Raw genomic sequence first — 14572 nt, forward strand, 5'->3', positions numbered from 1 at the left:
GTTGGGTCCGTGCGGCCAAAACCCTTCTGTCTATTCTTCCAGCTCGACCATCTCCGGTTCGAACTCGTCGGCCGCGTCGTCGCCCAGGAGGTTCCGGACGACAACGGCGACCAGGACGAGGGCGACGAACCCGGCGAGCAGGAGCAGGGGGTTCGGGGCTCCGCCGCTGGCGTCCTCGGCAGCCGGTTCGGACTCCGTAGCTGCATCGGCTGCGACCGCCGCGGTGCCGCCGTCTGTCGCCGCCTCTGCCTCCTCGTCGGCGTCGCTGCCGATGACGTTGCTGAAGCTGACTTCGTCGTTGAGGTGGAGTTCGAGGAACGTGAATTTCTCCATACTAGTCAGTTCCGCGACAGTGGCCTTAGGCGTTGTGTTCACCGCCCCTGTCGTGGCACAACCGGGGCCTTCAAATCGCGCCCGTCCCACGCACGGGTATGAACGATTCGCAGTGGGACTTTCTCACGGAACTGCTGGAGACGCCGAGTCCGTCGGGCTACGAGACCCGCGGCCAGCGCGTCTGGGTCGATTACGTCGAACAGTTCGCGGACGAGGTCCGCACCGACGAGTACGGGAACGCGGTCGCGAAGTACGAGGGGAGCGACGACGGCCCGACCGTCGCCCTGACCGGCCACGCCGACGAGATCGGCTTCATCGTCAACCGCATCGACGACGACGGCTTCATCCACCTCGGTCGCATCGGCGGGTCCGACCGCACGGTCACGAAGGGCCAGCACGTGACCGTCCACACCGCCGACGGGCCGGTCTCCGGCGTCATCGCACAGACCGCCATCCACCTCCGCGACCCCGACGACGACAAGATCGACGACATCTCGGAGCAGGCCGTCGACATCGGCGCGGCAGACAAGGACGAGGCGACCGAGGTCGTCGAGGTCGGTGACCCCATCACGTTCTCCAGCACGGTCGAGGAACTCATGGGCACGCGTGTCGCGGCCCGCGGGATGGACAACCGGGTCGGGACGTGGACCGCCGCCGAAGGGCTCCGGATGGCCGCCGAGGCGGAGGTCGACGCGACCGTGTATGCGGTCTCGACCGTCCAGGAGGAACTCGGTACGCGAGGCGCGAAGATGGTCGGCTTCCAGCTCGACCTCGACGCCGTCCTCGTGGTCGACGTGACCCACGTCTCGGACTACCCCGGTGGCCAGCCCGACAAGGCGGGCGACATCGAACTCGGCGCGGGCCCGGTGGTGGGGCGGGGCAGCGCGAACCACCCGGTCGTCACCCAGGCGGTTCGCAAGGCCGCCGCAGACGCCGATATCGACGTGCAGTTGCAGGCGGCAGGGATGGGTACCGGCACCGACGCGCGGGAGTTCTTCGTCGCCCGCGGCGGCGTCCCCACGGTCAATATCAGCGTCCCGAACCGCTACATGCACACCCCCGTCGAGGTCATCGACACCGACGACCTGGAGGAGGTCGCGGAACTCCTGGCCGCGTTCGCCGGGCAGGCGAGTCGCTACGACTCCTTCGCCGTCGACGTGTAACACGACTCCCACGTCACCCCCGCGCGAGCGCCGTCACGCCCGAATCGACCCGTGTTTCGGTCGAACTAACTCGGTACGTTTAAGCACGCGACGGAAGGCCTTCGAGGTATGAGCGAACAGAGTGGACGACCGCTCGATGTTCTCGAAGCCGCAGTCGGCGAGGACGTCACGGTCAAACTCAAGGACGGCGAAGCGTACGAGGGAGAACTCACCGGCTACGACCAGCACATGAACCTCGTCCTGGAACAGGACGACAACACAACCATTATACGCGGCGATAACGTCGTCTCGATAAGCCCATGACTGGCGCAGGAACACCCTCCCAGGGGAAGAAGAACACCACCACACACGTCAAGTGCCGACGCTGTGGTGAGAAGTCGTACCACTCGAAGAAGAAGGTCTGCTCGTCCTGCGGATTCGGCGACTCCGCCAAGCGTCGCGAGTACGCCTGGCAGTCGAAGGCCGGCGAGTAGATTCGAAGGTTTCTCTCTTCACAGCAATCGACCCGTGAGCCGCAGCGCTGTCACGGACCCATCCACCTGGCGTGTTGGTGGTGGACCCGCGACACCGTGCGGGCTCGAAACGTGCTCCTTCGCCGACAGCCCTTCTAGTGTCGTCTCGAACCCGCTGCATACGGCGAGAGTATGCAAGTATGTGCATATATCGCCAGTCGCGAGTCGATATTAGCGCATAACCACGGGGATTTTTACCATCGGGCACCTCAGCCACGACCATGACACAGGGGCCGGGCGAACGCCCGCAGATGGACGGTCCGACAGAGAAGTGTGGTGTCGTCGGTGTCTCCCTCGCCGACCGTGATGCCGCGCGACCGCTGTACTACTCGCTGTACGCCCTCCAGCACCGCGGCCAGGAGTCGGCAGGTATCGTCACCCACGACGGTTTCCAGCAACACGACCACGTCGCGATGGGACTCGTCGGCGACGCGTTCACCCAGTCCGACATCGAGACGCTCAACGGCGAGTCCGGCATCGGTCACGTCCGCTACCCGACCGCCGGAAGCGTCGACAAGTCCTGCGCACAGCCCTTCACCGTCTCGTTCAAGTCCGGGTCGCTCGCGCTGAGTCACAACGGGAACCTCGTCAACGCCGACGAGATCCGCGACGAGTTGGCGGGCCTCGGTCACGCGTTCACTTCCGATGGCGACACCGAGGTCATCGCGCACGACCTCGCGCGCAACCTCCTCGAAGCCGACCTCGTACGCGCCGTGAAGCGAACGATGAGCCGCATCCACGGCTCGTACTCGCTCACCATCATGCACGACGAGACGGTCCTCGGCGTGCGCGACCCCGAAGGCAATCGCCCGCTCTGTATCGGCGAACTGGAGGACGGCTACGTGCTGGCCTCCGAATCCGCCGCCATCGACACCCTCGACGGCGAGCTCGTCCGGGACGTGAAACCCGGCGAACTCGTCGTCCTCCACGAAGACGGGACAGGATTCGACTCGTACCAGCTCGTCAACCAGGAGAACACCGCCCACTGCTTCTTCGAACACGTCTACTTCGCCCGACCCGACTCCGTCATCGACGACCACCTCGTCTACGAGGTCCGACGTGAACTCGGCCGCCACCTCTGGGACGAATCCGGTATCGAGACCGACGTGGTCATGCCCGTCCCCGACTCCGGGCGCGCGTTCGCCTCCGGTTACGCCGAAGCAGCTCAGGACGACGGCGCGGAGACCGACTTCGCGGAGGGCCTGATGAAGAACCGCTACGTGGGCCGGACGTTCATCATGCCGACCCAGGACGAGCGCGAGCGCGCGGTCCGACTGAAGCTCAACCCCATCAAGTCCACCGTCGAGGGCAAGACCGTCACCATCATCGACGACTCCATCGTCCGCGGGACGACTTCGAACCAGCTCGTCTCCCTGCTCAAGGACTTCGGCGCGGAGGAGGTCCACATGCGAATCGGCGCGCCGGCCATCGTCGCACCGTGTTACATGGGCATCGACATGGCCACCCGCGAGGAACTCATCGCGGCGGGCCAGACCACCGACGACATCTGCGAGGAAATCGGCGCGGACTCGCTGGCGTACCTCTCCATCGACGCCGTCGCGAGTGCGCTCGATAGCTCCAGAGCCGACCTCTGTCTCGGCTGCGTCACCGGCGAGTACCCCTACGACATCGAGGGCGAGTCGACCGACCGCGAGGTCGAGCGCCCGGTCATCGGCGGGGCGGACCTCGCGGCTGACGACTGACCGAACTCGTTCCCTGTTGCACTGGTAGAACCTTTCACGCGACAGTTATCTCTCCCTGAGGCCTCTCTCCGGTATGTCTCGCGCAGTGTTCCTCCACGGTGAGTCGGTCGACCTCTGTCCCATCGACGAGGCCGACCTCGACTTCCTCGGCCAGTTCGTCAACGACCCGAAGGTCTGGCCCTCGCTCGGGATGGACGGCCCGGTGAACGACAAACAGGGGAAAGAATGGTTCGAAGAGCACGTCTCGAAGGACGACACGGTGAACTTCCTCATCACGGTCGACGGGGAGCCCGTCGGGACCATCAATGCCTTCGACCTGAGCGAGCGACACGGGCACGCCACCCTGGGCTGCTGGCTCGCACCCGAGTTCCACGGCCAGGGCTTCGGCTCTGACGCCACGAGAGCCATCCTCCGGTACCTGTTCGACCACCGGCGGATGCGGACCGTGGTCGCCTACGTCTTCGGGTTCAACGAGCAGTCCATCGGCCTGCTCGAATCGGTGGGGATGGAGCGCGTCGGGTCGCTCCCGGACTGGGTGTTCGTCGGCGGCGAGCACCACGACGCCCACGTCTACGCGGCCAGTGCGGACTCGTGGGACTGCCAGATAGTCGGCTAGCACACTACCCGACTGCTTACGACCGTTCCCGGTGAACCACCAGCTATGCCCGGTCCAGTGTTCTGCTCCGGCGAGACGGTCGACCTCTGTCCGGTGGAAAAAGACGACCTCGAGTTCTTCCGCGATGCGATGAACGACCCCGACGTCCGCCCCAACCTCGGGAGCGTGACGCCGTACAACATGCAGATGGAGGAGGACTGGTTCGAGAACCGCGTCTGCGAGGGCGACGACGTGAAACTCGTCATCGTGGCCGACGACGAGCCGGTGGGCAACATCTCGCTCAACGGCCTCGACGAACACCACGGCCACGCCGAGGTCGGCTACTGGGTCGCGCCCTACCACCAGCGAAACGGCTACGGGACCGACGCCCTCCGAGCTGCGACCGACTACGCCTTCACCGAACGCCGACTCCGGACGGTGATGGCGAAGGTGTTCGAGTTCAACGAGGCCTCCGCCAAGGTGCTCGAATCGGTTGGCTACGAGCGCGTGGGGACGCTTCCAGACTGGGGGTTCGTCGACGGCGAGCACCACGACGTGAACCTGTACGCGGTCACCGCCGACGAGTGGCCGTGATGTGCCACCGACTGGCCGTGATGTGCCACCGACTGGCCGTGATGTGCCGGCTGCACTGCTAGCACACCTGTGGCTGATTTATCCCGTCGCCGCGAGAATCACCGGTAATGCCCGGCGCAACCTTCCTTTCAGGCGAGACGGTCGACCTCTGCACCATCGAGGAGGACGACATCGAGTTCCTCCGTGATGGCATCAACGACCCCGCGGTTCGGGTCCCGGTCGGCAACCACACACCGTACAACCTCGACGAGCAGCGCGACTGGCTGGAGAACGTCGCCTCGGGCGATGACGAGGTGAACCTCTGCATCGTCCCTACGGAAGGAGACGAACCGGTCGGCGTGGTCACCATCGCGGAGATCGATGAGACCCACGGGACCGCCGAACTCGGCTACTGGGTCGCACCCGAACACCACCGCAACGGCTACGGCTCCGACGCGGCCCGGACGATGGTGGAGTACGCCTTCCGCGAGCGCCGCATCCGGTCGTTGATGGCCTGTGTCTTCGCGTTCAACGAGGCGTCGGCCGGCCTGCTCGAATCGGTCGGCTTCGAGCGAACCGGGACGTGGCCCGAGTGGGTGTTCGTCGACGGCGAGCACCACGACGTGTGGCTCTACACCGTGACCGCCGACGAGTGGCTGGCAGAGTAGACTGAACCCACGTTCCCCAGCGACACTCGTTAGCACACCTGAATACGGCTTTACATACCGGGACGTGAAGCGTCTGCCATGCCCGGAGCTACCTTCCTCGCTGGCGACTCGGTCGACCTCTGCAACATGGAGGAAGAAGACATCGAGTTCGTCACGGAGAACGTCAACGACCCCGACGTTCGTGTCCCCCTCGGTATCGCCCAGCCACGGAACGAGACCCAACACGAGGAGTGGTTCGAGGAGGAGGTCTCCTCGGACGACGACCTCACACTGCTCATCGTCGCCACGGAGACGGAGGAGCCTGTCGGCGTCATCCGGTCGAACTGGATGAACGAGCGCCACGGTCACGCCGTCCTCTCGTGCTGGCTGGCGGCCGACGCCCACAGCCAGGGCTACGGGAAGGACGCGACCCGCACCCTCATCACGTACCTGTTCGAGGAGCGCCGCATGGAGACGGTCCGCGCCGAAGCCTTCGCGTTCAACGACGCGTCCAACGCGCTGCTGGAATCCATCGGCATGCGCCACGTCGGCACCCTCCCGAACTGGGCGTTCGTCGGTGGCGAGCACCACGACTCCAACATCTACGCCGTGACGGCAGAGCAGTGGTGGGACGAGCGGTAGGAGAACGAGGAGCGGCTCAGTAGACCAGATACAGCAGGACGTACACCACGTTCCCGAGCACGAACGAGATGAGCCACAGCGGCGCGGCGATGCGGCCGATTTTCGGGTGTTTCGTGTCCTTCAGCTCCGCCATCGGGTGCGTCCAGGCGAGCAACAGCACGTAGTACAGCAGTGGCAGGCAGAAGATGGCGAGAATCATGTGAATCGCGAGGATGCCCAGGTACGCCACCTCGACGAGCCCGCTGCCGGGGAACGGATTCGGCCCCTTCAGCGCGACCTTGTAGAGGTAGAGCACGAGGAACAGCAGGAACAACCCGACCCCAGCGAGCATCAGCTTCCGGTGGCGCTCGTACTCCTTGCGCTTGATGGCGCGCAGGCCGGCGATGATGACCCCGATGGCGACGAGACTGATGACCGCGTTGACGTGCGGGATGGCCGAGACCAGCCACTCGGGGGCCTTCGGGAGTATCGACTTCGGGATGAGCTGGCGCGCCGCCCCGATGACCAGCGCGAGCGAGACCACCGTCAGCACTGCCGTCACGGCGGGGACGTTCTGCTTGACCGTCTTCTCCATGCGGGGGTCTCGGGAACGCAGGCAGAAAGCGGTTACTCAGTCGGACAGTCGTGGCGGCGAGTTACGGGGGGTGACTCACTCCTCGACGACGATCTCGCCGATCATCCCGAGCGACTCGTGCGGTTCACACACGTACTCGTAGGTTCCGGGGACCTCGAACGTGTACTCGTACTCGAACCCCTCGTCCTCGATGGGTTCGTGGCCCGGCCAGTCTGCCCCCTCGGGCTGGGACGTGACGAGGATGTTGTGGGTGTTCGACTCCCAGACGAATGTGACGGTCGTACCGGTGGTCACGGTGAGCGGCTCGTCGGTTCCGGGCGTGAACACGAACTTCCCCTCGGGGCCGACCTGCACCGTCGCGGTGCCGGTGTCGGGGGCGGGCTCCATCTCCGTCGGCGTCTCGGTCGGTTCGGGCGTCGTCGTCTCTCCCTGACTGTTCGAGCCGAGACAGCCGGCGAGGCCAGCTGTCGCGAGGGCGATACCAGCGGTTCGGAGGACTGTGCGGCGGTCTGTCTTCGAGATGTCTGTCATCTGTACGGGACCTCTGGGAGATGGTTAGGAAGGGACCGACATAATCAGGGACCCGGTTCTCAGGAGGTGAAAACCGGCGACGTAGTAAGAACTCTGTCGGTCGCGGAAGCCCCACCGACGGCTCTCCCGTCGGTCGGTTTCTTGGAGAGAACGACGAAGCGAACCCTCTCCGAGTGTTGCTTCGTCAGTAAGTTGTGCGTGGGTGCTGTCCGTTAGGAGAGCACCCGCATCGTGTTGGTGGCTGAGTTGGTGGCCACCTGTGCGATGCGTGGGACCGGATTTGAACCGGCGGACCTCTACAGGACAGCGCCCTCAACGCTGCGCCGTTGGCCTGGCTTGGCTACCCACGCTCGCTGTGTCTTGCTGCACTCATCCGTTTTGGGGGGATAAATAAAAGCGTGTCCTTTTCCCGCGACGGTGCCGCCCCGTCGCATGGTGGAACGCGACAAAGCGGGGTATTCAAATGGCACGCCACGGTAGGGGGGGATATGCCGAAGTACTCGACGGGCGGTTCGTCGGGTGGCAGCGACGGTGACACCTGTGAACTCTGCGGCGCGGCCAGCGACGGCCTGCGGCGGGCGAACGTCGCGGGCGCGACACTCCAGGTGTGTCCCTCGTGTGCGCCCCACGACGACGCGCAAAAGCAGCAGTCGAGCGGGAGCAACCGCTCGAAACAGCAGGACGAGTCGGACCGGAAACGTCGGGCGGTCCAGAACGCCGCGAAGGCGAACGACGTCTGGGACGGCGACTCCAAGCGCTGGGAGGAGGAGGGGACGAACTACGACGACGACCCGCTCCCGTACCTCGTGAAGGACTACGGGAAGATCGTCACCGAGAAGCGCCAGGAGCAGGGCCTCCAGCGCGAGGAACTCGCGAGCGAACTCGGCGTCGACGAGTCCGACATCATCGCCATCGAGCAGGGACGTGCCACCCAGGCCGGCATCGGTGGCGGCCTCATCACGGCGCTCGAAGACATGCTGGACATCGAACTCGCGGATTCGTAGTCCGCACCCGTAGCCCCACAGCGTTTTTGTTCGCTGGGCGTGTCTCGCTTCTCGATGACCCAGAACGCTGCGGCGGAGCCGTACACGACCCGCTTCTCGACGGACGTGGCGGCCATCGACGGACGTGCGGTCCGACTCGAGACCAGTTTCTTCTACGCGGAGAGCGGCGGCCAGCCCGCCGACCGCGGCACCATCGGTGGCGTGCCCGTCGCCGACGTCCAGCAGGCCGAGGACGGCACACACGTCCACACGCTGGCCGCGGACCCGACGTTCCGCGAGGGCCAGACCGTCGTCTGTGACATCGACTGGACGTTCCGGATGTACTGCATGCGGGCACACACCGCCAGCCACGTCCTCTACGGCGTGGCCCGGGAACTCCTCGACGACCTCGGGTACGGCGGGTTCGGCATCTCCGCCGCCTCCGACCCGGCCGAGGAATCCAACTCCGAGGAGCCAGCCGCCGACGAGGGCAAGGTCCGCGTCGACTTCGAGACCTCGACGACGGTCGACGACGACGTGCTGGTCGAACTCGAACGCCTGGTGAACCTGGCCGTGTGGGAGTCCCGCGAGGTGACGTGGGAGGAGGTCTCGCTCGACGCGGTCGAGAAGAACGAGTTCGTCGCGTTCAATACGAAGACGGAGGAGGACGTGTTCGCGGACGCCGACACGGTTCGACTGGTCACCATCGGCGAGGGAGACGTGACTCCCGGCCAGCCCTCTGAGGGCCCACTGGACGTGGCCGCCTGTGGTGGCACCCACGTCCGAAACACCCGGGAGATCGGGCCGGTGACGGTGCTCGACCGGTCGAACCCCGGTGAGGGGCTCACCAGGGTCGAGTTCGCGGTAGGCCCGCGAAGCATCGACCGGCGCGCGGTGGAGAAACGGTCGGCCCTGGCCGCGGGTCGGACGCTCGGGACGAGCGTGGACGACGTGCCGGCCGGTATCGAACGGTTACAGGACGAGGTCTCGTCGCTGGAGTCCGAGCTCGCCGACATGCGGACGACACTCGTCGAATCACAGCTCGCTGCGCTCGACGTGGTCGAGCGAGACGGCAGAACCTGGCTCGTGGGGTCGGTCGCGGACGTGGGGCCGAACGACCTCCAGTCCGTCGTCCGAGCGGCAGCGGGGGACCGTGCCGACGTCGTCGCACTCGTTGGCGAGACGGACAGCACCTTCGTTGTCGTGGGGGCGGCGGACGGCCACGACGCCGCAGCAGTCGTGTCGTCGGTGACCGACGAACACGGCGGCGGTGGGGGTGGGAGCGACCGGTTCGCCCAGGGCGGGGGCATCGGGTCGGCTCCCGCTGCTGTCGTCGCCGACCTGCGGGGACAGGGCGAGTAGGGGACAGGAGCCGGCGAATCGTGGTCAGGAATGGCGACGGCCGGCGAGGGAGACGGCCGTCGTCTGCACCGACAGACAGCAATCGCTATTTCCATGCCTACCTGTCTAAAGGTTATCATTCCATGGGTGATGGGACGTTCCACGACTACCGGAATGGTCCAGCCCGAGTGGAACGTTTTCATCTGTCTTGACTGTGTAATAAGTATCTCTAGAGGAGAAGTCATATGTCGACGGAGTGGGGAAAGGGTAGCATGGTTGGTCCCACGCAACGACTCGAGTTCGTCTGGAACTCGAGGGCTCGGCGGACGGTGTTGCACACGCTCGCCGCGTCTCCACGCCCTCGGCAGGACGTTGTCGAGGCCGCGCCCGCGAGCGAGTCGGCTATCTACGACGCCCTGAACCGGCTCCAGCGACGTGGCTACGTCTACGAGCGCGACGACGGCGACTGGGCGTTGACCGGCACGGGCTGGGCGGTCAGAGACCTGCTGGACGAGATACAGGCCGTCGAGGGTGTCCTGGCCGACGCCGAGGAGTACTGGCGGAGCCACGACGTGTCCGCCCTCCCGGAGTGCGGCCGGCGGCGGCTCAATCAGCTCGACGGTTGCGAGGTCGTCGAGTCCCCCGACGCCGACCCGTTCCGCGCGGCGCGATGTGTCAAGCAGACGATTACGGACGCCGCCGAGGCGAACGTCATCGCGCCGGTGTACGACGACCGCTTCGCGGACGCCCTCATCGGCTGTGACGACCCGACGCCTCGCCTGCTCGTGACGCCCGAACTCCTCCAGGAGACCGAAGGGGCGACGGGGCCGAGCGAGGAGGCGACGGCCCACCTCGACATCAGGGTGACCACTGCCGAGTTCGCCATGGCCCTGACCGACGAGCAGCTCTGTCTCTCGCTGCCGACACTGGACGGCTGCTACGACCCACAGAGCGAACTCGTCGTCGAGACCGAGGCAGGCATCGAGTGGGGGAAATCGGTGTTCGAGACGGTCTGGACCGACGCGACACCGGTCGACGCGTTCGTCGAACGATAATCAGGCAACTTTTTCCACCCGTCTCCGTACACGGTAGTATGGAACTGACAACGGAGCAGGCGGCGGTCCGGGACGTCGTCCGGGAGTTCGCGGAGGAGGAACTGCGCCCGGTGGCGGCGGAGTGCGACGCAGAGCAGACCTTCCCGGAGGACGTCTGGGACCAGCTCGCCGACCTCGACCTGACGGGGCTGACGGTCCCCGAGGAGTACGGCGGCTACGACGCCGACCCGATGACGTACGCCATCATCAACGAGGAGATGGCGTACGGGATGCTGTCGGTCGCGACCGCACTCTCGGTCCACGGGCTCGCCACCTCCTGTATCGCCGAGTTCGGCGACGACGACCTGAAGGAAGCCTGGCTGCCGGAGATGGCGCAGGGCCGCCCCATCGGGGCGTTCGCGCTCTCCGAGCCGGATGCCGGCTCGAACCCGGCCGAGATGTCGACCGTCGCCCGCCGCGACGGCGACGAGTTCGTCATCGACGGGAAGAAACAGTGGATCACGAACGGCAAGCGAAGCGACGTCATCATCCTGTTCGCGAAGACCGACCGCGACGACCCCGGTTCCATCACCCAGTTCCTCGTCCCCAAGGACGAGGTCGAGGGGCTCGAAGTCGGCAAGAAGGAGGACAAGCTCGGCCTGCGCGCCTCGGACACGACCACGCTGATGTTCGATGGGGTTCGCATCCCCGAAGAGTACCAGCTCACCGAGGAGGGCAAGGGCCTCTCGGCGGCGTTCCACATCCTCACCGGCGGCCGCATCGCCATCGGTGCGCAGTCGGTCGGCCTCGCACAGGCCGCCTTCGACGAGGCACTGCAGTACTCCCAGGACCGCGAGCAGTTCGACCAGCCCATCTCGAACTTCCAGGCCATCCGACACAAGCTCGCGGACATGCAGACGAAGATCACCGCGGGTCGCCTGCTCACCCGCGAGGCCGCCCGCAAGAAAGCCCAGGGCGACCAGCAGGAGACCGCGTTCGCCGCCTCCCAGGCGAAGTACTTCGCCAGCGAGGCCGCCATGGACGTGACCAACGAGGCCGTCCAGATCCACGGCGGCTACGGCTACACGACCGACTTCCCGGTCGAGCGCTTCTACCGCGACGCGAAGATCCTCACCATCTACGAGGGCACCTCGGAGATCCAGAAGAAGATAATCGCCCGCCACCTGCTCGACTGACCGAAAGCAGACAGCAGATTTATCAGTCCCTCAGGCGAGTGCAGAACGATGGATGGTGGCGACCGGACCGTCGTAGACGAACTTCTCGGGGTGTTCGACCCGGCAGACGCCCGCCAGCGACGCGTCGAGCTCGAACTGCTGCCACTGCGGGACGGGACCCAGGTCTCACGGACGTTCACCGCGACGGACGCCGACGGCGCTCGCTACACGACGACCGGGGCCGCGGCCGTCGACGCGCACCTCACCCTCGAAGGGGCACGGCTCGACATCACCGAGACCGTCGACACCGACCACGGGCGACGGGTCGGCTACGCCCCGGCGCTCCGCCAGCGCGAGGACGAACCGGTGGTCCGTGACGCCGTCTCGTTCCGGTGGGTCGCAGACCGCTTCGTCCGCGAGGAGGTCTCCCTGCCCGACCGGCGCGACCGCCCACGCGAGTTCTGGTACCGCTGGTACGACGACGACCGCGAGGGGCCTGTTGCGGAGACGCTCGCCCCCGCGGTCCGGTCGGTCGGTGAACGACTGTTCCAGGTCGCGACGGCGCGGTCGACCCGCAACGACGCGGTGGCCGTCCAGGATTCGGGCGACGCCATGCGCGTGACCGCGCCACGACCGGCCGGCCGGAGCTTCACCTGCGACGCGTCGGTCCGCAACGGCGAACTGTTCCTGACCGGACTGGCCGAACACCGGCGACACGACCCGCGGGCAGCGGCGACGGCCGGCGGCTCCGGTCGCGAACGCAGAAGTGGTACCGTCCAGACCCACCACGAGGACGTGGCCGTCGCGGTCGCGCCACCGTACCCGATTACGGCCGAAGATGCCCGGGTGACGGTCACGGCGGACCAGCTCGTCGCGGTCGTCCCGCGCTGTCCGCCCAGCGACCGACAGGACGGGGTCGTGACCGTGGAGTGGGCCTGAGCCGGTCGGGCGACTCACCCGAAGCTCTCAACGAGGCGAAAAAACCCCTATAGCGTCGCTACTCGAATCCTCCGGACAGTGCCAGAGACAGTCTCACCGGACGCGCTGACGTGTCGACTCACCACCGCTATCGGCGAGACCGACTCGGTGACACTCAGGGTCGCAGCGACCGGTGACGGCGGCACCGAGGTCGAGCGCGTCGTCCACTCGGGCGACGACGAGCTCTCGGCGACGACCACGCTCTCCCGGCCGGTCACCCTCGATTGCTCGCAGGTCGTCGTGACGCGGCTTTCCCAGGCAGCGGGCGGCATCAAGCTGGTCAGACCGGTCCTCCGCCCGTGTGCCGAGGACGCCGCTGTCGACGCCGAGGCGACGTTCCACCGTGACGGCGAGGCGTTCACCCGGGAGGGACGCCAGGGCCCACCTGCGGCCCCTGCCAGCGCTCCTTCCTACACCTGGCGTCGGCTCCAGGGTGGCGGCTTCGTCGCGGGGACGCTCGTTCCCGCTATCGGCGGCCTCGTCGAGCGTGTCGCGATGGCGCGCCAGCGACACTCGGTCGACGCCACGGTCACGGCGACGCCCGACGAGTTGCGACTCGCGTTCGACCGACTCGCCCAGCCCGAACAGCACTACGACTGCCGGGTCGAGAACGGGGCCGTCTGCGTCTGGCTGCTCGGTGAACGTGAGACCGAGGATGGAACCGACCGGACCGAACACTCGGTCCGGTTCGTGCCGCCGTTTCCCGTCACCGCGGCAGGCGGGTCGGTCACCGCGGGCGAGGACGGCATCGTGGTCACCGTCCCGCGCGTCGGGCAGGCGGAGCGGCGCGACGGCTCGCTGGACGTCGAATCCGTGAAAAACGTCGAACCGGAGAACGCGGTCGCGGACGCCGATTAGTCGTCGGCCTCGACGCCCTCGGTCTCGGGAGAGACCCCGTCGGAACCGGTGTCGGTCGCGTCCTCCTCGGCCGGTGCGTCGACCGTCTCACCGGCAGAGTCGGCCTCGTCGATGACGGGGTCGGCAGCGTCGTCGGCGTCAGCCTCGTCCGTCTCCTCCTCTGTCGATTTGCTCTCGTACGGGGTCGCCGGAATCCCGGTGACGGTTACACCGGGTTCCACGTCGGTCGTGAGCACCGAGCCGGCACCGACGCGCGAATCGTCGCCGAGCGTGATGTCGCCGATGAGCGTGGCGTTCGCGCCGATGATGACGCGGTCGCCGACCGTCGGGTGGCGCTTCTCGGGGCGCGGGGAGTTCCCGCCCAGCGTGACCCCGTGGTACATGTGTACGTCGTCGCCGACGATGGCGGTCTCGCCGATGACGACGCCCATCCCGTGGTCGATGACGACCCGGCGACCCAGCGTCGCGCCGGGGTGGATCTCGACGCCGGTCATGAAGCGGACGAACTGCGAGAGCACGCGCGCCGGCAGGTGATACCCCGCGTTCCAGAGCCGGTGGGCGATCCGGTGCCCCCAGACGGCGTGCAGGCCGGCGTAGCAGGTCAGCACCTCCAGCGTCCCGCGCGCGGCGGGGTCACGGTCGAGCACGGCCTTGACGTCCTCACGCACCATGCGGATGGCGCGAAGCAGTGTCGTCACGGCCACACCCCTGCAGTGTGCTGGTTATTCGCATAGCCACCGTCGTCGAGACGGCAGCAACACCCCGACCGAGACTGCGTCTGGTCGTGGACGTTCCCACCGGAAGTGACGGTGACCGTCATACTCTGTCATGCGCTTGCGACGATGAAAAACTACGCGGTTTCTGGGGGGACGTTACTCGCGAGCAACCCCGAACCGACCCGCTTAATCGGCTGGCTTCCGTACTCCCGTC

17 protein-coding genes, 1 tRNA gene and 1 pseudogene are annotated in these 14572 nt (G+C 66.6%); 14 read left to right on the forward strand and 5 right to left on the reverse strand.

The window, feature by feature from the left end:
- Window positions 1-30: 30 nt before the first annotated feature.
- Window positions 31-333, reverse strand: coding sequence for a hypothetical protein (locus N6C22_RS13840; protein WP_261651706.1), 303 nt, complete (start codon window positions 331-333; stop codon window positions 31-33).
- Window positions 334-431: 98 nt separating this feature from the next.
- Here N6C22_RS13840 and N6C22_RS13845 point away from each other — a divergent pair, with 98 nt between their 5' ends.
- From N6C22_RS13845 to N6C22_RS13880, 8 genes are all read left to right on the forward strand, one after another.
- Window positions 432-1496 carry a M20/M25/M40 family metallo-hydrolase gene (locus N6C22_RS13845; protein ID WP_261651707.1) on the forward strand — a complete coding sequence of 355 codons (1065 nt, stop codon included), beginning with the start codon at window positions 432-434 and terminating at the stop codon, window positions 1494-1496.
- 108 nt (window positions 1497-1604) lie between these two features.
- Window positions 1605-1799 (forward strand): LSM domain-containing protein, encoded by a 195-nt coding sequence (locus N6C22_RS13850; protein WP_261651708.1) that lies wholly within the window; start codon window positions 1605-1607, stop codon window positions 1797-1799.
- A complete protein-coding gene (locus N6C22_RS13855; protein ID WP_261651709.1) occupies window positions 1796-1969 on the forward strand; it encodes a 50S ribosomal protein L37e in 174 nt (57 codons plus the stop codon). Before N6C22_RS13850 ends, N6C22_RS13855 begins: the two co-directional genes overlap by 4 nt.
- Before the next feature lie 260 nt (window positions 1970-2229).
- Window positions 2230-3711, forward strand: a complete 1482-nt coding sequence (purF, locus tag N6C22_RS13860; RefSeq protein ID WP_261651710.1) for an amidophosphoribosyltransferase — start codon at window positions 2230-2232, stop codon at window positions 3709-3711.
- Between the two features lie 73 nt (window positions 3712-3784).
- Window positions 3785-4327, forward strand: a complete 543-nt coding sequence (locus N6C22_RS13865; RefSeq protein WP_261651711.1) for a GNAT family N-acetyltransferase — start codon at window positions 3785-3787, stop codon at window positions 4325-4327.
- Between the two features lie 45 nt (window positions 4328-4372).
- Entirely contained in the window at window positions 4373-4900 is a 528-nt protein-coding gene (locus N6C22_RS13870) for a GNAT family N-acetyltransferase (RefSeq protein WP_261651712.1), read from the forward strand.
- A 107-nt stretch (window positions 4901-5007) separates the two neighbouring features.
- Window positions 5008-5547: a GNAT family N-acetyltransferase gene (locus tag N6C22_RS13875; RefSeq protein ID WP_261651713.1), complete on the forward strand. Its 540-nt coding sequence runs from the start codon at window positions 5008-5010 to the stop codon at window positions 5545-5547.
- Window positions 5548-5625: 78 nt separating this feature from the next.
- A complete protein-coding gene (locus tag N6C22_RS13880) occupies window positions 5626-6168 on the forward strand; it encodes a GNAT family N-acetyltransferase (RefSeq protein ID WP_261651714.1) in 543 nt (180 codons plus the stop codon).
- Window positions 6169-6184: 16 nt separating this feature from the next.
- Here N6C22_RS13880 and N6C22_RS13885 read toward each other — a convergent pair whose 3' ends face one another.
- The 3 genes from N6C22_RS13885 to N6C22_RS13895 form a co-directional block, all read right to left on the reverse strand.
- A complete protein-coding gene (locus N6C22_RS13885; protein ID WP_261651715.1) occupies window positions 6185-6742 on the reverse strand; it encodes a DUF420 domain-containing protein in 558 nt (185 codons plus the stop codon).
- A 75-nt stretch (window positions 6743-6817) separates the two neighbouring features.
- A complete protein-coding gene (locus N6C22_RS13890; RefSeq protein ID WP_261651716.1) occupies window positions 6818-7273 on the reverse strand; it encodes a plastocyanin/azurin family copper-binding protein in 456 nt (151 codons plus the stop codon).
- 265 nt (window positions 7274-7538) lie between these two features.
- Window positions 7539-7623: transfer RNA gene (locus tag N6C22_RS13895), tRNA-Leu, on the reverse strand.
- 138 nt (window positions 7624-7761) lie between these two features.
- Here N6C22_RS13895 and N6C22_RS13900 point away from each other — a divergent pair.
- The 6 genes from N6C22_RS13900 to N6C22_RS13925 all read left to right on the forward strand — a co-directional run bounded on the left by N6C22_RS13900 (window position 7762) and on the right by N6C22_RS13925 (window position 13642).
- Window positions 7762-8277, forward strand: coding sequence for a multiprotein-bridging factor 1 family protein (locus N6C22_RS13900; protein WP_261651717.1), 516 nt, complete (start codon window positions 7762-7764; stop codon window positions 8275-8277).
- A gap of 54 nt (window positions 8278-8331) precedes the next feature.
- A complete protein-coding gene (locus N6C22_RS13905) occupies window positions 8332-9618 on the forward strand; it encodes a DHHA1 domain-containing protein (RefSeq protein ID WP_261651718.1) in 1287 nt (428 codons plus the stop codon).
- Between the two features lie 251 nt (window positions 9619-9869).
- On the forward strand, window positions 9870-10652 hold the full coding sequence (locus N6C22_RS13910; RefSeq protein ID WP_261651719.1) for a winged helix-turn-helix domain-containing protein: 783 nt from the start codon (window positions 9870-9872) through the stop codon (window positions 10650-10652).
- Window positions 10653-10690: 38 nt separating this feature from the next.
- Window positions 10691-11827 carry an acyl-CoA dehydrogenase family protein gene (locus N6C22_RS13915; protein WP_261651720.1) on the forward strand — a complete coding sequence of 379 codons (1137 nt, stop codon included), beginning with the start codon at window positions 10691-10693 and terminating at the stop codon, window positions 11825-11827.
- Between the two features lie 48 nt (window positions 11828-11875).
- Window positions 11876-12745: a hypothetical protein gene (locus N6C22_RS13920; RefSeq protein WP_261651721.1), complete on the forward strand. Its 870-nt coding sequence runs from the start codon at window positions 11876-11878 to the stop codon at window positions 12743-12745.
- Between the two features lie 78 nt (window positions 12746-12823).
- Window positions 12824-13642, forward strand: coding sequence for a hypothetical protein (locus N6C22_RS13925; protein WP_261651722.1), 819 nt, complete (start codon window positions 12824-12826; stop codon window positions 13640-13642).
- A gap of 185 nt (window positions 13643-13827) precedes the next feature.
- Here the strand turns inward: N6C22_RS13925 and cysE are convergent.
- Window positions 13828-14313: pseudogene (gene cysE / locus N6C22_RS13930) on the reverse strand (serine O-acetyltransferase); the annotation flags it as partial.
- Window positions 14314-14572: the final 259 nt, after the last annotated feature.

Origin of the sequence: Haloarchaeobius sp. HME9146, assembly GCF_025399835.1 — an archaeon.
Lineage (GTDB): Archaea > Halobacteriota > Halobacteria > Halobacteriales > Natrialbaceae > Haloarchaeobius.

What these genes read in the sequence shown, in the direction of transcription:
- N6C22_RS13890 (WP_261651716.1), bottom strand. Translation starts at nt 7,273, where the DNA reads ATGACAGACATCTCGAAGACAGACCGCCGCACAGTCCTCCGAACCGCT.
- N6C22_RS13845 (WP_261651707.1), top strand. Translation starts at nt 432, where the DNA reads ATGAACGATTCGCAGTGGGACTTTCTCACGGAACTGCTGGAGACGCCG.
- N6C22_RS13900 (WP_261651717.1), top strand. Translation starts at nt 7,762, where the DNA reads ATGCCGAAGTACTCGACGGGCGGTTCGTCGGGTGGCAGCGACGGTGAC.
- N6C22_RS13880 (WP_261651714.1), top strand. Translation starts at nt 5,626, where the DNA reads ATGCCCGGAGCTACCTTCCTCGCTGGCGACTCGGTCGACCTCTGCAAC.
- purF (WP_261651710.1), top strand. Translation starts at nt 2,230, where the DNA reads ATGACACAGGGGCCGGGCGAACGCCCGCAGATGGACGGTCCGACAGAG.
- N6C22_RS13910 (WP_261651719.1), top strand. Translation starts at nt 9,870, where the DNA reads ATGGTTGGTCCCACGCAACGACTCGAGTTCGTCTGGAACTCGAGGGCT.
- N6C22_RS13905 (WP_261651718.1), top strand. Translation starts at nt 8,332, where the DNA reads ATGACCCAGAACGCTGCGGCGGAGCCGTACACGACCCGCTTCTCGACG.
- N6C22_RS13855 (WP_261651709.1), top strand. Translation starts at nt 1,796, where the DNA reads ATGACTGGCGCAGGAACACCCTCCCAGGGGAAGAAGAACACCACCACA.
- N6C22_RS13865 (WP_261651711.1), top strand. Translation starts at nt 3,785, where the DNA reads ATGTCTCGCGCAGTGTTCCTCCACGGTGAGTCGGTCGACCTCTGTCCC.
- N6C22_RS13870 (WP_261651712.1), top strand. Translation starts at nt 4,373, where the DNA reads ATGCCCGGTCCAGTGTTCTGCTCCGGCGAGACGGTCGACCTCTGTCCG.
- N6C22_RS13850 (WP_261651708.1), top strand. Translation starts at nt 1,605, where the DNA reads ATGAGCGAACAGAGTGGACGACCGCTCGATGTTCTCGAAGCCGCAGTC.
- N6C22_RS13885 (WP_261651715.1), bottom strand. Translation starts at nt 6,742, where the DNA reads ATGGAGAAGACGGTCAAGCAGAACGTCCCCGCCGTGACGGCAGTGCTG.
- N6C22_RS13915 (WP_261651720.1), top strand. Translation starts at nt 10,691, where the DNA reads ATGGAACTGACAACGGAGCAGGCGGCGGTCCGGGACGTCGTCCGGGAG.
- N6C22_RS13840 (WP_261651706.1), bottom strand. Translation starts at nt 333, where the DNA reads ATGGAGAAATTCACGTTCCTCGAACTCCACCTCAACGACGAAGTCAGC.
- N6C22_RS13920 (WP_261651721.1), top strand. Translation starts at nt 11,876, where the DNA reads ATGGATGGTGGCGACCGGACCGTCGTAGACGAACTTCTCGGGGTGTTC.
- N6C22_RS13875 (WP_261651713.1), top strand. Translation starts at nt 5,008, where the DNA reads ATGCCCGGCGCAACCTTCCTTTCAGGCGAGACGGTCGACCTCTGCACC.